Annotated in this window: 14 protein-coding genes; 7 read left to right on the top strand and 7 right to left on the bottom strand. The window is 64.1% G+C overall.

All coding sequences use genetic code 11. The features are described 5' to 3' along the window. Positions 1-105 precede the first annotated feature (105 nt). A complete protein-coding gene (locus A9K66_RS30870; protein WP_197507522.1) occupies positions 106-372 on the bottom strand; it encodes a hypothetical protein in 267 nt (88 codons plus the stop codon). A 288-nt stretch (positions 373-660) separates the two neighbouring features. Between A9K66_RS30870 and A9K66_RS26015 the strand changes: the two genes are divergently transcribed. Continuing rightward, positions 661-1,599, top strand: coding sequence for a GlxA family transcriptional regulator (locus A9K66_RS26015; RefSeq protein WP_348626470.1), 939 nt, complete (start codon positions 661-663; stop codon positions 1,597-1,599). A gap of 149 nt (positions 1,600-1,748) precedes the next feature. On the opposite strand, the gene A9K66_RS26010 is transcribed toward A9K66_RS26015, so the two are convergent. From A9K66_RS26010 to A9K66_RS25990, 5 genes are all read right to left on the bottom strand, one after another. Then, the gene (locus A9K66_RS26010; protein ID WP_067000849.1) at positions 1,749-2,090 is read right to left on the bottom strand and encodes a peptidase inhibitor family I36 protein; all 342 of its coding nucleotides are present in this window, start codon (positions 2,088-2,090) and stop codon (positions 1,749-1,751) included. Positions 2,091-2,204: 114 nt separating this feature from the next. Beyond that, a complete protein-coding gene (locus tag A9K66_RS26005) occupies positions 2,205-3,053 on the bottom strand; it encodes a DUF1194 domain-containing protein (protein WP_067329284.1) in 849 nt (282 codons plus the stop codon). Between the two features lie 92 nt (positions 3,054-3,145). Then, the gene (locus A9K66_RS26000) at positions 3,146-5,707 is read right to left on the bottom strand and encodes an FAD-dependent oxidoreductase (protein ID WP_067329281.1); all 2,562 of its coding nucleotides are present in this window, start codon (positions 5,705-5,707) and stop codon (positions 3,146-3,148) included. Positions 5,708-6,028: 321 nt separating this feature from the next. Further along, positions 6,029-6,292 carry a hypothetical protein gene (locus tag A9K66_RS25995; RefSeq protein WP_066999629.1) on the bottom strand — a complete coding sequence of 88 codons (264 nt, stop codon included), beginning with the start codon at positions 6,290-6,292 and terminating at the stop codon, positions 6,029-6,031. 142 nt (positions 6,293-6,434) lie between these two features. Beyond that, on the bottom strand, positions 6,435-8,924 hold the full coding sequence (locus tag A9K66_RS25990; RefSeq protein ID WP_067329278.1) for a mechanosensitive ion channel family protein: 2,490 nt from the start codon (positions 8,922-8,924) through the stop codon (positions 6,435-6,437). Positions 8,925-9,129: 205 nt separating this feature from the next. Here A9K66_RS25990 and A9K66_RS25985 point away from each other — a divergent pair, with 205 nt between their 5' ends. The 5 genes from A9K66_RS25985 (at position 9,130) to A9K66_RS25965 (ending at position 15,935) form a co-directional block, all read left to right on the top strand. After that, positions 9,130-10,389 carry a sarcosine oxidase subunit beta gene (locus tag A9K66_RS25985; protein ID WP_067329275.1) on the top strand — a complete coding sequence of 420 codons (1,260 nt, stop codon included), beginning with the start codon at positions 9,130-9,132 and terminating at the stop codon, positions 10,387-10,389. Between the two features lie 12 nt (positions 10,390-10,401). After that, complete coding sequence (locus A9K66_RS25980) at positions 10,402-10,695, top strand: sarcosine oxidase subunit delta (RefSeq protein WP_067329272.1); 294 nt, start codon at positions 10,402-10,404, stop codon at positions 10,693-10,695. Next, the gene (locus tag A9K66_RS25975) at positions 10,692-13,685 is read left to right on the top strand and encodes a sarcosine oxidase subunit alpha (RefSeq protein WP_067329269.1); all 2,994 of its coding nucleotides are present in this window, start codon (positions 10,692-10,694) and stop codon (positions 13,683-13,685) included. The genes A9K66_RS25980 and A9K66_RS25975 overlap by 4 nt, the downstream gene beginning before the upstream one ends. Positions 13,686-13,707: 22 nt before the next feature. After that, complete coding sequence (locus tag A9K66_RS25970; protein ID WP_067329620.1) at positions 13,708-14,295, top strand: sarcosine oxidase subunit gamma; 588 nt, start codon at positions 13,708-13,710, stop codon at positions 14,293-14,295. Positions 14,296-14,492: 197 nt separating this feature from the next. Beyond that, positions 14,493-15,935 carry an MFS transporter gene (locus tag A9K66_RS25965; RefSeq protein WP_067329266.1) on the top strand — a complete coding sequence of 481 codons (1,443 nt, stop codon included), beginning with the start codon at positions 14,493-14,495 and terminating at the stop codon, positions 15,933-15,935. Between the two features lie 27 nt (positions 15,936-15,962). On the opposite strand, the gene A9K66_RS25960 is transcribed toward A9K66_RS25965, so the two are convergent. Then, a complete protein-coding gene (locus tag A9K66_RS25960; protein WP_067329264.1) occupies positions 15,963-16,667 on the bottom strand; it encodes a nitroreductase in 705 nt (234 codons plus the stop codon). Positions 16,668-16,902: 235 nt separating this feature from the next. On the opposite strand from A9K66_RS25960, the gene A9K66_RS25955 reads away from it, so the two are divergent. Next, positions 16,903-17,490 (top strand): XRE family transcriptional regulator, encoded by a 588-nt coding sequence (locus A9K66_RS25955; RefSeq protein WP_197507521.1) that lies wholly within the window; start codon positions 16,903-16,905, stop codon positions 17,488-17,490. The last annotated feature ends 43 nt before the right edge of the window (positions 17,491-17,533 follow it).

The following is a 17,533-nucleotide window of genomic DNA, read 5'->3' as shown; positions in this document are numbered from 1 at the left end:
TAACTAATAGTAAATTTCGAGCGCAGAGCTCAAAAAAGTCGCATGGGATGTCGCTTTTCATAACAAGCGCTTCGTTTTTGCGATTTAGTTTTGGCTGGAGCAGGCCTATATCACCGCCAGCAAAAACGAGCTGCCCCACTCCATTAAGCGAAGGCGACCCGTCTGAGCAACCAAATGGAGATGATGATGAAGCTGTTTGCCCGCCTGTTCCCCCGTCGCAAAATGAACCTGACGACCGCTCTTGAGCGTCAGCGTCTTGCTAAGACCATGCCCGGCCAGACCGGCGCCATGGCTGCCGCTCGCCTCGGCTTCGTTGCCTGACACAGCAGTTTCGAACGGCACCTGGTTGCCGTCGCGCTGAATGAAATTCAACGTCGCCCGGCTCCGCCGTGGCGGCGTTTTTCTTCTGACGGCGCATTCGTTGGAACCTGAAGTAGCAACCTTCAGTCTCGCGCCATCGACGATTGCCCGTTTGCGACCCGTGTCGCAAATTTAATCGTCGCTTAGCCGTCTAGCCGATTGACAGGAATGATTTTTCCTGATGTCGCTATGCTATTAGCGACATTCTGTTCGCGTCATGGCCGCGTGAGGTTTCCCGTGAATGCCGTCAAGCACCCGATCAAGAGATCGTTTGTGTTCTTCCTCATCCCCGACTTCACCATGATCGCCTTCGCAACGGCGCTCGACCCGCTCCGCTCGGCCAACCGGATGCTCGGCTACGAGGCCTATAGCTGGCGCCTGGCCAGTATCGACGGCAAGCCCGTGCGCGCCTCGAACGGCGTCGAATGCGCCGTCAACACCTCGCTCGAGGAAGAGCGCAGGAAGATGGCCGGGCCGGACCGCCCGAACATGGCGATCGTTTGCAGCGGCATGAATGTCGAGCGCTATCATAACAAGTCGGCCTTCGCCTGGCTGCGCGAGGAATACAACCGCGGCGTCGCCGTGGGCGGCCTGTGCACCGGCGCGCACATCCTGGCGGCTGCGGGCCTGCTCTCCAACAAGCGCTGCGCCATCCATTGGGAAAACCTGCCGGGCTTCTCGGAGGCCTTTCCCAAGGCCAATGTCTTCGCCGACCTCTTCGAGATCGACCAGAATGTCTACACCTGCGCAGGCGGCACCGCGGCGCTCGACATGATGCTGAAGCTGATCGGCGACGACTTCGACGAAAGCCTCGTCAACCGCGTCTGCGAGCAGGTGCTGACCGACCGCGTGCGCAGCCCGACGGATCGCCAGCGCCTGCCGCTGCGCGCCCGTCTCGGTGTGCAGAATTCCAAGGTGCTGACCATCATTGAATTGATGGAGGCGAACCTCTCCGAGCCGCTGTCGCTGATCGAGATCGCCGACCATGTCGATCTGTCGCGCCGGCAGATCGAGCGCCTCTTCCGCACCGAGATGGGCCGCTCGCCTGCCCGCTATTATCTCGAGATCCGGCTCGACCGCGCCAGGCATTTGCTCATCCAGTCGTCGCTGCCCGTGGTGGAAGTGGCTGTCGCCTGCGGTTTCGTGTCGGCCTCGCACTTCTCTAAATGCTACCGCGAGCTCTATGCCCGCTCGCCGCAGCAGGAGCGCGTCGACCGCAAGCAGTTGCTGGCCGCCTAAGCGACAAGGCTACGAAAACCTGCGCGGACTGCGTGTGCGCGGTCCGTATCGCCTCAATGCGGATGTCTTCGGTCAACTGCGCCTTCAGCGCCGAGAATTCCGGGCTGTTTTTCAGCGTTGCGTTATGACCGCTGGCAGGTTCGACCAGCTCAATATCGGTCGCAATAGCACTCCGCGGACGAGATGCGGTCGTTCCAGCCGGAACCTCCGAAATCGCGGACCCTGCGATTGAGCTCGATCGAGCGGCCGCGCCTTCCTGCATTCTCATAGGCGACAAGCGTGCAGCCCCGCCGCACCAGCACCGAGGAAACGCGGTCGTTCCAGAAGCCGCCCCGGAAATTGACGGCGTCGTCAGGACCCATTGCAAGCGAGCGCCCGCGGAAGTTCGCATTCTCGAACAGCACGCAGGCGGCCTCGCCGTAAAATTGGGCGCTGGCGCTTCCGGCAAATATTGTCGACGCAAGCGCCGCCAGGATGACCAAACGTTTCATGCAATATTTCCTCATTTCATCGCGTTGCGCGATGGCGCGGGCCCGATCACATTTTGCCATTGTGCTACACGAGGAAGCAAGTCCGAACCCCGCTCCGGCGGAGCTTGCCGACCGTCACCGGCTATCCATCATCCAGCCGCGGTTGCGCCACATCTTCTCACCGGCCAGGCAATCGGCGGCCGGCCTGTCGTCGGCAAGCACGACCGGCGGGTGAGCCGCCTCTTCTGCCGCCCATTGCCGCGAGGCCGGGCCGGCGAGCTCGAGCACCAGCTTGCGGCGGATCGCTTCCGGGAATTGCGTCCAGTCGTTGACCGGGATCATGAAGGCGCCCGGCCCGCCGATCACGCAGTCGCTGTAGTAGCGGTCGAGATTGGCGACGTCGAAGGCGCCGCCGTACCCGCCCCTTGTCATCAGCGGCAGTCCGTTGATGGTGATGCCCTGCCTCACCACCTCGTCGCGCGTGATGTCGACCGGCGCGCCCTGGTTGTTGGGTCCGTCGCCCGAAACGTCGATGACGCGCTTGGTCCCCTGAAAGCCGCTTTCGGCGAAAAGGTCGCTGCCGAAGGCAAGTGCGCCGGAGATCGAAGTACGTCGCGCGCTGTCCGGCGGACGCGCGTTCATCTGCGCAACCACCCGTTCGGCGTCGGCGCGATTGGCAATCGCTGTCCACGGTACGACGACCCGCTGCCATCTGGTGCCGGCCCACTCGACATAGGTGACCGCGATCTTGCCGTGGACGCCGTCGGCGATGGCCTTGAGCACGTTGTCATCCGTCAGTGCCGCCGCATAGCCACGGCGCTGGATCTCGAGTTCGGCCGGCGACATGGAGAGCGAAACATCGACTGCGAGCACCAGCTCGACATCCACCGGCTCTATCGCACTCGATCGCGTGGGCGGGCCGAGGAGCAGCGCCAGCGCGGCGGCGCCGGAAAGCCAATGCCTTGTTCGGCCCAAAGCGGACATGACGCAACGGTAAGCGATAATCGCGCATGAACAAAGCAAAAAGGCCCGGCGTCGACCGGGCCTTCCACCAATCCGGACGAACGCGCGCTCGCTTAGCTGCGCGGCTTGAGATTCTCCGGGTCGTAAAGCGGCTTGTAGCCGACGCCGGCCACCTCGACCGGATAGGTCTCGCCGAAATACTCCACCTGCAGCTTGCGACCTTCCTGGCAGTAGGCCCAGGGCAGATAGGCGAGCGCGATGTTCTTGCCGATGGTCGGGCCGTAGGCGACCGACGTGGTGAAGGAGCGCCGGCCGAGCTCGTCGACCAGCGTCTCGCCGGTCGCGGGATCCTGCACCGGCATGATGCCGACCGGATAGCGCGCGACGCCCTTGGAATCGGTGTTCTCGGTCATCACCAGCGTGCAGAGCATAGCCGGCTGATGCTCGCGGGCGCGATATTCCAGGTGCTTGGCCTTGCCGCAGAAGTCGTTCTCCTTGACCTTCGGGCGGGCAAGATCTGCCTCGAGCAGATTGTATTCGGTCAAGAGGTCGGCGTTCTGCAGCCGCAGGCTCTTCTCCATGCGGCGCGTGTTGGCGTAGGTCTCGACGCCGAACGGCATCACACCGGTCGAGCGCAGCGCGTCCCAGACGGCGAGCCCGTCCTCATAGCGCATATGCAGTTCCCAGCCCTGCTCGCCGACATAGGAGATGCGGAAGGCCGTGACGTCCTTTCCGCCGATCCTGATCGGCTTGATCGCCGCGAACGGGAAATTGTCCGGCGTCAGCCCGTTCGGGTCCTCGACCACCTTCTGCAGCGTCGTGCGCGCATTCGGTCCCCAGATGCCGATGGTGACGTATTTTTCGGTGACATCGGTGACAGTGACATCGAAACCTTTGTCCTGCGCGGTGCGCTGCATGTAGCGGAAGTCGCGCGGCCCGGCGTCGGCGCCGTCGATGACGCGGCAGCGATCGGCCATGCGGATCACGGTGAAGTCGGCGCGCACCATGCCCTCCTCGTCGAGGAAGTGGGTGTAGATGCCCTTGCCGATATTGTTGTCGCCGCCGATCTTGGCCGCGCACAGCCATTCCAGCAGCGCGACATGGTCCGGCCCCTCCACGTCGTACATCGAAAAATGCGAGAGGTTGACGATGCCGCAATCCTCGCTCATCGCCAGATGCTCGGCATTGGAGACGCGCCAGAAATGGCGGTTGTCCCACTCATTCTCGCGCACCGGCACGCGGTTGGCGTATTTTTCCAGGAGATGCTCGTTGCCGGCATAGCCATGGGCGCGCTCCCAGCCGCCCAGCTCCATGAAGTAGCCGCCGAGTTCCTTCTCGCGCTCCCAGAACGGCGAGCGGCGGATGTTGCGGCCCTTGGAGAACGGCTCGCGCGGATGCACCGCCGGATTGTAGACCTTCATCGCCGTCTCGGTGCAGCGATCCCAGATGAACTCTTCCTTCGTCTGGTGCGGGTAGAAGCGCGCATAGTCGATGGCGTGATGATCGATCGCGGTGCGGCCGTCGGTCATCCAGTCGGCGATCAGCTTGCCCATACCCGGGCCGTCCTTGACCCAGATGGCGACGGCGTACCAGAGGCCCCTGACCTTCTGGCTTTCGCCCATCGAAGGCCCGCCATCGGTCGTCACCTGCAGCAGCCCGTTGAAGGAATGGCCTTCATTGTAGCCGAGCTCGCCGAGGATCGGCGTCAGTTCCATGGCGCGCTCCAGCGGCGCCATGATCTGCTCCATGTCGAGGTCGCGCTGCGAGGGCGAGAGCCGCGCCTGGTCTTTTTCCAGCAGGTCGCGCGGATGGCAAAGGCGCGGATTGGTCTCCTCGTAATAGCCCCATTCGATCTGCCCGCCCTCCGCGGTCTTGGAATCCCCGGTGTCGCGCATATAGGCCGAGTTGCCCTGGTCGCGCAGCAGCGGCCAGCCGATCTCCTTGCCGGTGCCGGCGAACTCGTTATACGGGCCGAAGAAGGTCAGCGGGTGGTCGATCGGCATGACCGGCAGGTCTTCGCCGACCAGTGCCGCGGTCAGCCGGCCCCAGATGCCGGTGCAGACGAACACATAATCGGCTTCGATCGTGCCGCGCTCGGTCGCGACGCCCTTGATGCGGCCGTTCTCGACGATCAGGTCCTTGGCCGAGGTGTTGGCGAAAGCCTGGAGTTTGCCGGAAGCGACACCCTGGTCGACGAGCTTGCCGGCCACCGTCTGCGAGCGCGGGATGACGAGACCGGCGTCGGGGTCCCACAACCCGCCCTGCACAAGATGCTCCTCGATCAGCGGGAACTTCTGCTTGATCTCGGCCGGCTCGATCAGGCGCGCGCGGGTGCCGAATGCCTTGGCGGAAGCAATCTTGCGCTTGATCTCGTCCATGCGGCCGTCGTCGCCGACGCGCGCGACTTCGAGGCCGCCGATGCGCGCGTAATGCCCCATCTTCTCGTAGAAATCGATGGAATAGAGCGTCGTCCAGCAGGAGAGAAAATCGTGGCTGGTCGTGTAGCAGAAGTCCGAGGCATGCGCGGTTGAGCCGATATCGGTTGGGATGCCGGACTTGTCGATGCCCACGATGTCGTCCCAGCCGCGCTCGATTAGGTGATGGGCGACCGACGCGCCGACAATACCGCCAAGACCGACGATGACGACCTTCGCCTTTTTCGGAAACTCTGCCATGCCCGCGACTCCAAAGTGCTAAAGCGGGCGCGCCGGCGCCCGTACGAATTGCGCCACAATATGCAGAGGACGCGGATTGAGCTACCGCCTGTTTGCGACACGTCGCGGATGCCGCGCGACCCGGCGCGCCAGCTCGGCTCCACATGCGATTTCGCTCAGGCGAAAGCCCCGAAGTCCTCGGCCTGGAAGCCGACCTGGCAGCTGGCAGTCTTGAGCTTAACCACGACGGGAACACTTCCGGCGTTACCGTTAAGCAGCGGCTACCGGAACGATAAAAGGCCGGACAAACGCCCGGCCTTGCCGATCATATTCAAGGAGTTCTTACTTGATCCGCGCGACGCCGCCGGAGATCTCGACCGTTTCCGAACCGGTCAGCGCTTCGAGATCACCATTGGGCAGAGTGACGAAGCAGCCATTCGGGCAGAACTCCACCGTCTCGCCGGCGGCCAGCGCCAGCTCGGTCTTGCCGCCGCCTTCGGTCACGATCAACGTCCGCGTCTGGGCGTCCTTGTTGACCGCGCTGGCGGCAAAAGCCGAACCGCTAAGGGCCAGGAAAGCGACGGCGGCAACGACAGACTTCCACATTGCAATTCCGGTGTTTCCACACCGCCTCTGTTCAATTTCGCAAGGCATTCTCGCACTTTGCGTGAGAGCTTATATGAGATGGAACGTGAACCGCAACTGAATGCCGCATTCATGCCACAATCGGCTTCGGCGGCCGCCAAAGCTAGTCGGGGTCGGGCTTGCGGCCTCTTCTCTTGGTTTTAGCCAGACGCGCCTGCTCGGCCGCGGCCTCCGCTTCCAGCCGCTCGCGTTCGGCGAATTCGGCCTCGATCTTGTCGTCGTCGATCGGCCATGGCTCATGCTTCTTGCTCTCGACCACGGCGCGGGGCGCCGACGGGATCTCGATGTGCTCGTCTTCGAAGATGTCGAAGATCGCGAATCGGATGTCGTTCTGGACGATGCTGCCGTTCAACACGTCGGCCACGAACACGCGGATCTCGAATTCCAGTGCAGCCGGGCCGAAATTGGCAAATAGCACAAAGGGCTCGGGGTTCTTGAGCACCATCGGATGGGCGCGGGCAATGCCGAGCAGGACGGCGTGGACGCGCTTGACGTCGCTGCCATAGGCGACGCCCACCTTGATGTCGACGCGGCCAAGCTTGTTGCGGTGCGTCCAGTTGCCGACCGCATTGTTGATGAGGTTCGAGTTCGGCAGGATCACCGACTGGCGCTGGAACGTCTCGATCTCGGTGGCGCGCACGCTTATCTTTCTGACCGTGCCGCTGATGTCGCCGGCGACGATCCAGTCCCCGACCTTGAACGGTCGCTCGGCAAGCAGGATCAGCCCGGAGACGAAGTTCGAGACGACGTTCTGCAAGCCGAAGCCGATACCCAGCGAAAGTGCGCCGGCGACCAGCGCCAGATTGGAAAGATCGATGCCCGCCGCCGATATGCCGACCAGCGCTGCAAGCGCGACGCCGGCATAGCCAACCGCCAGCCGGATCGAATTGCGCACGCCGGTGTCGACCTTGCCGCGCGCCATGACCGAGCCGTCGAGCCAGCCCTGGAACCAACGCGTGAGAAAATAGCCGATGGCGAAAACGACGATGCCGGTGAGGATGCCGAGCACCGAGATGGTCACCGACCCGATGGTCACGCCCGTTGCGAGCTTAAAGGCCCAGGTTTCGATATCGCCGGGCTGGAAGCCCCACATCAAGAGGATCAGCGGCAGGAACACCAGCACGATCATCAGGTTGATGGCGATGCTGACCACCAGGCCGAGCTGGTCGAGCGCGGTGTCCTCATAGCTGGAATTGGCTGACAGCCAGCGCCCGACCGAAGTGTCGGCGAAGCCGCCCTCCTCGCCGATCGCCCGCGCCGACAGAAAGCCGATATAGGCGGTGATCAGCGTGGTGCCGGTGACGACGACCTGAATAGAGACGAAAAGCGCAAGACCGATATAGCCGAGCAGTGCCGCGGCGATTGTGGAGACGCCGAGCCCGATGGCAATGAAGCGAAGCCAAGCCGGCCACGGACGCCACGAGCCGTCCTTCGCCCTGAAGGGCTTCAGCACACCCATCAGGATCAGGATGACGCCCACGATGACGGTGGCAACGAAGCTCCTGGCGATCGTCAGCGACAGCGGCGAGCCCATCTTCTCGTTGACGACGGACAGGAAGTAGTTGAAGCCGAGGACCACGGCCATGGCGGTGGCCAGCCGCACCAGCCAACGCGCTGGTCCGGTTGCGACTGGAATAAGCCGCCAGTTCGGCAGCCGCGGCTCTAGGGCGGCATTGGTCAGCCGGTTGACGCAGAACGCCACCGCGACGACCGAGAGCAGCGCGTTGAGGAATTCGCCGATGTCGCCGCGCAGGACGTTGTAATAGTTGAAGAAGAACACGGTCGAGGCGAGGAACGCGCCGAGCGCCACGGTCGGCAGCAGCGTCGACCAGAACGCCACCGAAAGCCGGCTCAGGTACGACGGCTCTTCGACCGAAGGATCGGCCTCGAAGATGCGGCCGAAGAGACGCCTGCCCCCGATCAGCAGCACGGCCGCCAGCGCCAGCGCCATCAGCGTCGCCGCAAGCATCGCCTGGAACTTGAACTTCAATGCGAAGGTGAGCCAGGACGCCACCGCCTTATAGAGGCCGGTGAACTGGTCGTGCGCGTCGGAAAAGGCCTGCGGGCTCAGCGCATCGCTCAACTCGTAGCGTTTCGTCAGAACGCTGCGGAAAAGCTGACTGCGTAGCGTGGCGATCCTGTCGACCAGCCCGCTGATGCGGATGGACAGGTTCTGCGCGCTGGCGACCACGGCATTGATCTCGGCCTTCTCGGCCGTAAGCGCCGCGCGCTCGTTGGCGACGATCGCCGGCTCTGGCGGCTGCCCCTGGGCCGGCGGCGGCCCTAATACCGCGATGCGCGCGTTGATGTCGTTGAGGCGTGAACGGAACGCGAGCGCGCTGTTCAGCGCCGCCCGTGAAATATCCTCGAGCTGCAAGCGGATATCGACAAGGCCGGCGTCGTCCTGGTCTGGGGCGCTTAACTTCTTCTCCAGTCCGTCGGTCTTGGCCGTCAGATCCTGGATGGCCTTGGTCTGGTCGGCGATGAGCTGCGTGGAGCCCTGGCCGATCGCCTGCGCCATCGCGGCGGGCGAGGGCTGCGCCGCGACGGCGACAATGGCGATCAGGATCAGGCGGAGCAGTCGGAAAATCATGACGTGACGGGCGACTCACGGCCGAAAAATCTTCGAAAATCCTGCCCTTGATAAAGACCGGCCTATCAGGCGGCAAGACGTCTCCATCCGCGGGCCTCGGCGCGGATCGAAGTCGGCCTGTCGAAAAGCGATGGCGCAATCTTGGCTTTGCGCTTCTCGCCTGCTCTATAGTCTGCCGGCTCGCACCAAAAGGACGACAGGAAGAATGGCGGAATACTCAGCCTTTTCGCTCCTCAAGAACGCGCTCAACGGCAACCAGGACTGGAAACCGGCCTGGCGCAAGCCGGACCCCAAGGCGTCCTATGATGTGATCGTCATCGGCGGCGGCGGCCATGGGCTCTCGACCGCCTATTACCTCGCCAAGGAGCACGGCATCACCAATGTCGCTGTGCTGGAAAAAGGCTGGCTGGGCTCGGGCAATGTCGGCCGCAACACCACGGCAGTGCGCTCCAACTATCTTTTGCCGCAGAACACCCGCTTCTACGAGCATTCGATGAAGCTGTGGGAGAACCTGTCGCATGACCTCAACTACAACGTCATGTTTTCGCAGCGGGGCTGCCTTAACCTCGCGCACACACCGGCTCAGGTCGACGACTACGCAAGGCGCGGCAATGCCATGCGCCATCTCGGCGTCGACGCCGAACTGATGAGCGTCAAAGAGATCAAGCGCCTTGTTCCGGCCCTGGACGTTTCGGGCTCGGCGCGATTTCCAATCCTTGGCGGGCTGATGCAGCCGCGTGCCGGAACCGCGCGCCACGACGCCGTCGCCTGGGGCTATGCGCGCGGCGCCGACCGGCGCGGCGTCGACATCATCGAGAATTGCGAGGTAACCGGCTTCCTGCGCGACGGCGACCGCATCACCGGTGTGACGACGACGCGCGGCGATATCCGCGCCAAGAAGGTGGCGCTTGCGGTGGCCGGCAGCACCGGCCAAGTCATGCAGCTTGCCGGCATTTCGCATATGCCGATCGAAAGCCACGTTCTGCAGGCCTTCGTCTCGGAATCGCTGAAGCCGATCATCGGCACCGTTCTCACCTTCGGCATGGGCCACTTCTACATCTCGCAATCCGACAAGGGCGGCCTCGTCTATGGTGGGGACCTCGACGGCTACAACAGCTATGCCCAGCGCGGCAGCCTGCCCGTCGTCGACGAGGTGATGAGCGAGATGCTGGCACTCTTCCCGGGCCTGGCGCGGGTGCGCATGCTGCGCTCCTGGGGCGGGCTTTGTGACATGACGATGGACGGTTCGCCGATCATCACCACCGGCCCGCTGCCCGGCATGTATCTCAATTGCGGCTGGTGTTATGGCGGCTTCAAGGCAACGCCAGCCTCAGGATGGTGCTTTGCCTGGACCATCGCCAAGGACGAGCCGCACGAGTTCAACGCGCCCTTCACGCTCGACCGTTTCTATCGCGGCCTCATCATCGACGACAAAGGCCAGGGCGCGACGCCGCGGCTGCATTAGGTTTCGAATCATATGCTGATCACTTGTCCCTATTGCGGCCCGCGCGATGTCATTGAGTTCACCTACCAGGGCGACGGCAACCGCGAGCGGCCGCAGCCTGCCTCGCAGGATCTCGACGCCTGGAATGCCTATGTCTACGACCGGCTGAACCCGGCCGGCGACCACAATGAGATCTGGCAGCATTCCGGCGGCTGCCGCGCGCATCTGCGGGTGGTGCGAAACACCTTAACCCATGAAATCTTGAGCACTGCCTTTGCCCGTGGCGGACACAAGTCCGCGGGCCACAAAGCGGGAGGCCACCAGTGAGCCCTCGCCGCACAGAAACCGGCGGCCGCATCGACCGGCTGCGCACCATCCGCTTCACCTTCGACGGCGCGCTCTATACCGGACACGCCGGCGACACGCTCGCTTCGGCGCTGCTCGCCAACGGCGTGACGCTGTTCGGCCGTTCGTTCAAATACCATCGCCCGCGCGGCCTGCTCGCCGCCGGCGTCGAGGAACCGAACGCTCTGGTGACGGTGCTGCGCGGCGAGGTGCGCGAGCCCAACATTCCCGCCACCATGGTCGAGATCTATGACGGGCTCGTCGCGGTCAGCCAGAACCGCTCCCCCTCGCTCGCCTGGGATATCGGCGCGCTCAACCAGCTCGGCGGCAAGCTCCTGTCGGCCGGCTTCTATTACAAGACCTTCATGGGACCGGTGATCGGCCCGTTGAAAGGCACGCGCTTCTGGATGTTCTGCGAGCATTTCATCCGCCGCGCCGCCGGCCTCGGCAGAGCCGGCACCGCGCCCGATACCTCGCGCTACGAGCGCATGAACGCCTTCTGCGACGTGCTGGTCGTCGGTTCCGGCCCGGCCGGGCTGATGGCGGCGAAGGCCGCGGCCGACCAGGGCGCCCGCGTGATCCTGGCCGAGCTCGAGGCAAAGTTCGGCGGCTCCGCCAACTGGTCGGGCGAAACCATCGACGGGGCGTCGGCAGCCGACTGGGCGGCGCGCATCGTCGGCCAGCTCGAAGGCAATGACAATGTCCGCCTTCTGCCGCGCACGACGGTGTGGGGCTATTACGACGGCAACACGCTGGCCGCGCTCGAACGGGTGACGGACCACAAGGAAGTTCCGGCCAAGGGCGAGCCGCGCCAGCGCTACTGGGCGATCCGCGCCAAAACGGTGGTTCTCGCCACCGGCTCCTTCGAGCGTCCGCTGGTATTCCCCGGCAACGATCGTCCGGGCGTCATGCTGGCGCATGCGGCCGAACGCTACGCCAATGAATATGGCGTGCTGCCCGGTGAACGCATCGCACTGTTCACCAACAATGACAGCGCCTATCGTTCCGCCGTTGCACTGAAGAAGGCCGGGGCCGCCGTCGTCGCCATCGTCGATGTCCGCAGCGACGTGTCGAACGAGATGAGCAGGCTGGCGAGCCAGGCCGAAGCAGAGCTGCTTGCCGGCCATGCCGTGGTTGCGACCGAAGGCGGCAAGGCGCTCACCGGTCTCAAGGTGCGGCGCTTCGAATTGATGAACGGCGCGCTGAGCGGCGATGAGCGCAGCATCCATGCCGACTGCCTGTTGATCTCGGGTGGCTGGTCACCGACGATCCATCTCGCCAGCCAGGCTGGAGCCAGGGCCATATGGAACCCTGCCAGGCAGGCCTTCCTGCCGCCGCAGCCGACGCAGCGCTGGATCGGCGCCGGCGCCTTCACCGGCAGTTTCACGACCGCGGAAGCCATTGCCGAAGGCCGCGCGGCTGGCCTTCAGGCCGCCGGCGGAAGCGCGTCCTCCGCTCCGCTAGTCGTCGTGGAGGCCGTCCCCGGCGAACCGGATCCGGCACCGGTCTTCGAGATCAAGGCCAAGGGCAAAAGCTTCGTCGATTTCCAGCACGACGTGACCGCCGAGGATGTGCGGCTCGCGCACCGCGAGGGCTTCGTCTCGGTCGAGCATCTGAAGCGCTACACCACGCTCGGCATGGCGACCGACCAGGGCAAAAACTCCAACGTGCCGGGCCTCGCCATCATGGCCGAGGCGCTGGGCAAGCCGATCCCCGAAGTCGGTACGACGCGGTTCCGGCCGCCCTACACGGCCGTGTCGATCGGCTCGCTGGCGGCCGAGCGCTTCGGCGACCTGAAGCCCGAGCGGCTGACGCCGATGCACGACTGGCACATCGACAACGGCGCGACCATGTATGCGGCCGGTCTCTGGTACCGCCCGATGATCTACGGTCTCGCCGGCGAGACGGTCGAGCAGGCCTATGTCCGCGAGGCCGCGGCAACGCGTGAGAGCGCCGGCATCGTCGATGTCTCGACGCTTGGGAAGATCGCCGTTCAGGGCCCGGATGCGGCGGAATTCCTCGACCGCGTTTACACGAACATGTTTTCCACCCTCGCGGTCGGCAAGGCCCGCTACGGTCTGATGCTGCGCGAGGATGGGCTTGCCTTCGACGACGGCACCACATGGCGGCTTGGCGAACAGGATTTCCTGATGACCACCACCACCGCCAATGCCGGCAAGGTGATGCAGCATCTGGAGTATTTCCTCGACGTGATCTGGCCGGAACTGAAGGTCACCGTCACCTCCGTCACCGACGAGTGGGCGGGGGCCGCGATCGGCGGACCGAAAGCCACGGCGATCCTCGCTGCCTGCGTGAAGGGCACGGCCGTCGACAACGCCGCGCTTCCCTTCATGGGCATTGTGCACGGTGAGATCGCCGGCGTGCCGGTGATGATCTGCCGCCTCTCCTTCTCCGGCGAGATGGCTTTCGAGGTCTATTCCGGCGCCGGCTATGGAACGCGCGTTTGGGAGGCTCTCATCGAGGCCGGCAAGCCTTTCGGCCTGGTCGCCTACGGGCTCGAGGCGCTTGGCACCATGCGCATCGAGAAGGGCCACGTCACCGGCGCGGAGATCGACGGCCGCACCACGGCGCGCGACCTGCATCTCGACTGGATGCTGTCGAAGAAGAAGCCCTTCATCGGTTCCGCCATGATGGATCGCGAAGGCCTGATCGCCCCGGACCGGCTGGAACTTGTCGGCTTGATCGCTCTCGACATCCGCGCGCTCAACGGTGGCGGACATATCGTCGAGGAACTCGACGAAGCGAACCCGCACGATTCGATCGGCCATATCACCGCCTGCTGCTATTCGCCGGCGCTCGGCAAATACATAGCGCTTGCGCTTGTCAAAGGCGGCAAGGCGCGCCACGGCACGCGCGCCTTCGTCTCCGATCCGCTGCGCAACCGGTTCGGGCCGGTCGAGATCGTCTCCAACCATTTCTACGATCCGGACGGGAGCCGCATGCATGGTTGAACGACAACTTCCCGAGCGGCAATTGCCTGAGCGCCTGTCGCCGCTTGAACCGGTCTATCATCCAGGCTCGCACGGTAATTTCGAGCATGGCGTTGACGTTATCCTGTCCGAAACGCGGCCGGGCTCGATCCTGCAGCTCGCAGCATGGCCGGGCGAGGAGAAGCGGCTGATGTCCGGCATATACAAGGTGACAGGCCTTGCCCTGCCGGATGGAGCCGGCGGCGGCGTCGTCAACGGCGCGAAAGCCGCGTTCGGATTCGCGCCGGGCAAATTCACCGTGGTTGACGAGGCCGAGGGCCTGGCTTCCGCGTTCACCGGCCTGATCACGCCGTCCATCGGCACGATTACCGATCTCTCGCATGGCCGCACCGCGATTCGCATCGCCGGGCCGAAAGCGGAGTGGGTGATGGCGAAATTCTTCGCTATCGACTTCGCCTTGCCGGCCTTCCCGCTCGGCGCCGGCCGCTCGACCAACCACCACGATGTCTTTGCACAGATCCAGCGCACCGGTGGCGACCAATTCGACATCTATGTGTTCCGCTCCTTCGCGCGCTCCTTTTGGAAGGCCTTGTGCCACGCGAGCGAGGAAGTCGGCTACGAGGTGCACTAAGCGCAATTCCAGCAAACTGCGCGGCGGTTTTCCGTGCCGAATTTGCCTCTAAGCAGGCAGCACTCGGGGATTGGTTCAGCCGGCGCGTGGCACTATCGACGGCCACAACTGCCGCTTGAGCCTTGGGCCAGCGAAGACGATAGATAAGGAACGCGGCTCTCGGAGCCCTCAGGCAACCGGTTCGACAACATCCTTCCATGACCGCAGAGACTACGGCGACAGCCACGACCCGCTTTGCTCCGGCGGGTGACCCGTCGCTGCTGTTGCCGGCGACCGTCGCCTGCGGTGTGTTCATGACCAGCCTCGACCAGAATGTCATTGTGACCGCGCTGCCCGGCATCGGCGAAAGCCTGGGCCGCCCGCCGAGCCAGCTCGGGCTTTTGATCACCGTCTATGTCGCGAGCCTCATCGTCACGATGCCGCTCGGCGGCTGGCTGGCCGACCGCTTCGGCCTGCGCAACGTCTATTGCTTTGCGCTGCTGGTCTTCGCCAGCGCCTCGGCCCTGTGCGGCCTGTCGGAAAACATCTGGATGCTGGTCGGCTCGCGCGCGCTGCAGGGCTTCGGCGGTGCGCTGATGGGCACCCTCGGTCAGGTCGTAATCCTGTCGAGCTTTCCGCGCGACCGCACGCTCAGGATCAACATGTATATTTCGCTCGCCGGCCAGTCCGGCCCGCTGGTCGGGCCCCTCGTCGGTGGCGCGCTGACCACTTACGTCTCGTGGCGGTGGATCTTCTACATCAACATACCGATCGCGCTGACGGCCGCGTTGCTCGCGGCCTCGCTGTTCCCCACGACCACCAAGCCGGTCCGCACGCCCTTCGATTTTCCCGGCTTCCTGCTAGTCGGCGGCGGCATGGCGCTGCTCGTCTTCGGCATGGATTCGCTTGCCGCGAAGGACGTCGCCGCCAGCATCATCGGCGTCGAGCTCGGCCTGGCAATCGCCATCCTCACTGTCGCGGCCTTCTATTGTCTGGGGGCCCGCAATCCGTTGCTCGACCTCAATCTGCTGCGCATCCGCACCTTCCGCATCAGCTTTCTGACCGGCGGCGGGCTCGACACGATAGGGCTAAGCTCCGTTGTCTTCCTGCTGCCGCTGATGTTCCAGCTCGGCTTCGGCATGAGCGCGGTGCAGGCCGGATCGCTGACCTTCGTCGCGGCGATCGGCTCGCTGCTGATGCGCTTCTTCATGCCGCGCATCTTGAACCGCTTCGGCTTCAAGCGGGTTCTGATCGTCAACACGCCGATCGCCGCCCTGCTGGTCGCCGGTTTTGCCTTGATGCAGGAAAGCACGCCTACCTGGATCGTGCTTGCCTACATCTTCGCCTTCGGCCTTTTCCGTTCGGTGCAGTGGGCCTCGACCGGCAACCTCGCCTACTCGGACATCGCGCCCGAGCAGCTCTCGCGCTTCAGCGCCCTGTACTACATCCTTTGGCAGCTGGCGGTGGCAATCAGCGTCGGTCTGGCCGCTGCCATGCTCTCGCTGCTCGCCGGCGGCGGCCAGGCGAGCGTCAACGACTACCGGCTCCTGTTCGTTGTCGAAGGCTTGATCACGCTTTGCGCGCTGCTCGCCTATTTCAGGCTCACCCCGCAGGACGGTGCCCATGTCAGCGGCCATGGCGGGCATATCGGCACGGATTAGCACATCGGGCTGCGATCCGCGCCGGAGCTACTTCGCGAACGTCACCCAGTCTTCGAGCGGCGCGCGGTCGGTGCGGAATTCGTTCTCGGGCTTGGACGTGTCCTCATAGCCAAGCGCCATACCGCAGACCACGATCTCCTCGTCTGGTATGTCGAGCACCGGGCGGATCTGCCGGTGATAGGGCGCGAAAGCCGCCTGCGGGCAGGTATGCAGGCCCCTGCCCCGTGCCGCGACCATGATGTTCTGCAGAAACATGCCGTAGTCGATCCACGAGCCCTTGTTGAGCCGCCGGTCGACCGTGAAGATCAGGCCGACGGGCGCGTCGAAGAAGACGAAGTTGCGGTCGTGCTGCGCCCGCATCCTGTCGACTTCGCGCCGGCCGATGCCGATCGCGCCGTAGAGGCCGAAACCGTTGGCGCGACGCCGGCTGAGATAGGGCTCGAAGAACTGGTCGGGATAGTAACGGTACTCGTCCCATTCGGCCTTTTCGGCGCGGATGCCCGAATTGAGGATGGCGTCGCTGATGCGCTGCTTCACCTCGCCTTTGGTCACATAGACGCGCCAGGGCTGCATGTTGGTCCCCGACGGTGCCCTTGCCGCGACCGTCAGGATGGCGCGAATTGTGCTGTCGTCGACCATGTCGGGCAGAAAGGCGCGTACCGACCGGCGCGACATGATCGCCTCGTCGACGATCGCTGCGTCGAGCGCGCTCCGGTTATTCTTCTCCAGCATGGGCCGTCCCTTCACGCATGGCTGGACCCGGCAACCCGATTCCCGCAACGACCATAGGCAGACACAAATAACTAACTGGTCCTCGACCGGACGCCCCACTCGCCATTCGATGGCGAGGCTTTGCATCAACCGCCAAAATGGCGCAAGCAAATCTTGCATAGCATGAAAATTCACTTGATTTTTTCATGCACTTGCTTTCTCATGAAATTTGAGCAGATTTTTTCACGAGGAGCGGGTGACCTCGACCGCCATCAGATCGGAGCAGGACAATGGCGAGCGGCTGCTGGCCGGCGACATCCGTGCACTGCGCAAGGCCCGCGGGTTGACGCTTGCCGAGATCGCTCTGAAGCTCGACCGCTCGGTAGGCTGGGTCAGCCAGGTCGAGCGCGGCTTGTCGATCCCTTCGCTTGGTGACCTGCGGGCCTTCGCCGAACTCTTCGGCGTGCCGCTCAGCCTGTTCTTCAGCCATGACGTGCCTGCCGAAGAGGAGCGCGGCGTGGTTGTGCGCGCCGGCAGCCGCCGCTCGCTTGGCACAAGCGAATCGGGCCTCGTGGAGGAGCTTCTGTCGCCCGATCTTGGCGGTAGCTTCGAGATGCTGCGCTCGGTCTTCGCGCCGGGCGCGGAATTGAAGACCGAAGCGCGCCGCCCGACCGAGGAAGCGGGCTACGTCGCGTCGGGCACTTTCGAGCTCGAGATCGGCGGCGTCTGGCATCGGCTCAGCGAAGGCGACTCGTTCCGCTTCGAAGGCATGCCGTTCCGCTGGCGCAATCCTGGCGCCGACCCGGCGGTCGTCATCTGGGTGGTTTCGCCACCGGTGTACTGAACCAATGCATGCCGCCCAAAACTGTGCCGCGGTTTTTGGGACA

This window comes from Mesorhizobium sp. AA23, from assembly GCF_001672435.1.
In the GTDB taxonomy this organism is placed as follows: Bacteria; Pseudomonadota; Alphaproteobacteria; order Rhizobiales; family Rhizobiaceae; genus Mesorhizobium.
The sequence above is the reverse complement of the archived record's forward strand: the minus strand, read 5'-3'. Positions and strand labels throughout refer to the sequence as shown.

Excerpts from the sequence above, each read along its gene's own strand:
- A9K66_RS25965 (WP_067329266.1), top strand. The coding sequence starts at position 14,493 with ATGACCGCAGAGACTACGGCGACAGCCACGACCCGCTTTGCTCCGGCG.
- A9K66_RS26010 (WP_067000849.1), bottom strand. The coding sequence starts at position 2,090 with ATGAAACGTTTGGTCATCCTGGCGGCGCTTGCGTCGACAATATTTGCC.
- A9K66_RS26005 (WP_067329284.1), bottom strand. The coding sequence starts at position 3,053 with ATGTCCGCTTTGGGCCGAACAAGGCATTGGCTTTCCGGCGCCGCCGCG.
- A9K66_RS25990 (WP_067329278.1), bottom strand. The coding sequence starts at position 8,924 with ATGATTTTCCGACTGCTCCGCCTGATCCTGATCGCCATTGTCGCCGTC.
- A9K66_RS25960 (WP_067329264.1), bottom strand. The coding sequence starts at position 16,667 with ATGCTGGAGAAGAATAACCGGAGCGCGCTCGACGCAGCGATCGTCGAC.
- A9K66_RS25995 (WP_066999629.1), bottom strand. The coding sequence starts at position 6,292 with ATGTGGAAGTCTGTCGTTGCCGCCGTCGCTTTCCTGGCCCTTAGCGGT.
- A9K66_RS26015 (WP_348626470.1), top strand. The coding sequence starts at position 661 with ATGATCGCCTTCGCAACGGCGCTCGACCCGCTCCGCTCGGCCAACCGG.
- A9K66_RS25985 (WP_067329275.1), top strand. The coding sequence starts at position 9,130 with ATGGCGGAATACTCAGCCTTTTCGCTCCTCAAGAACGCGCTCAACGGC.
- A9K66_RS25980 (WP_067329272.1), top strand. The coding sequence starts at position 10,402 with ATGCTGATCACTTGTCCCTATTGCGGCCCGCGCGATGTCATTGAGTTC.
- A9K66_RS26000 (WP_067329281.1), bottom strand. The coding sequence starts at position 5,707 with ATGGCAGAGTTTCCGAAAAAGGCGAAGGTCGTCATCGTCGGTCTTGGC.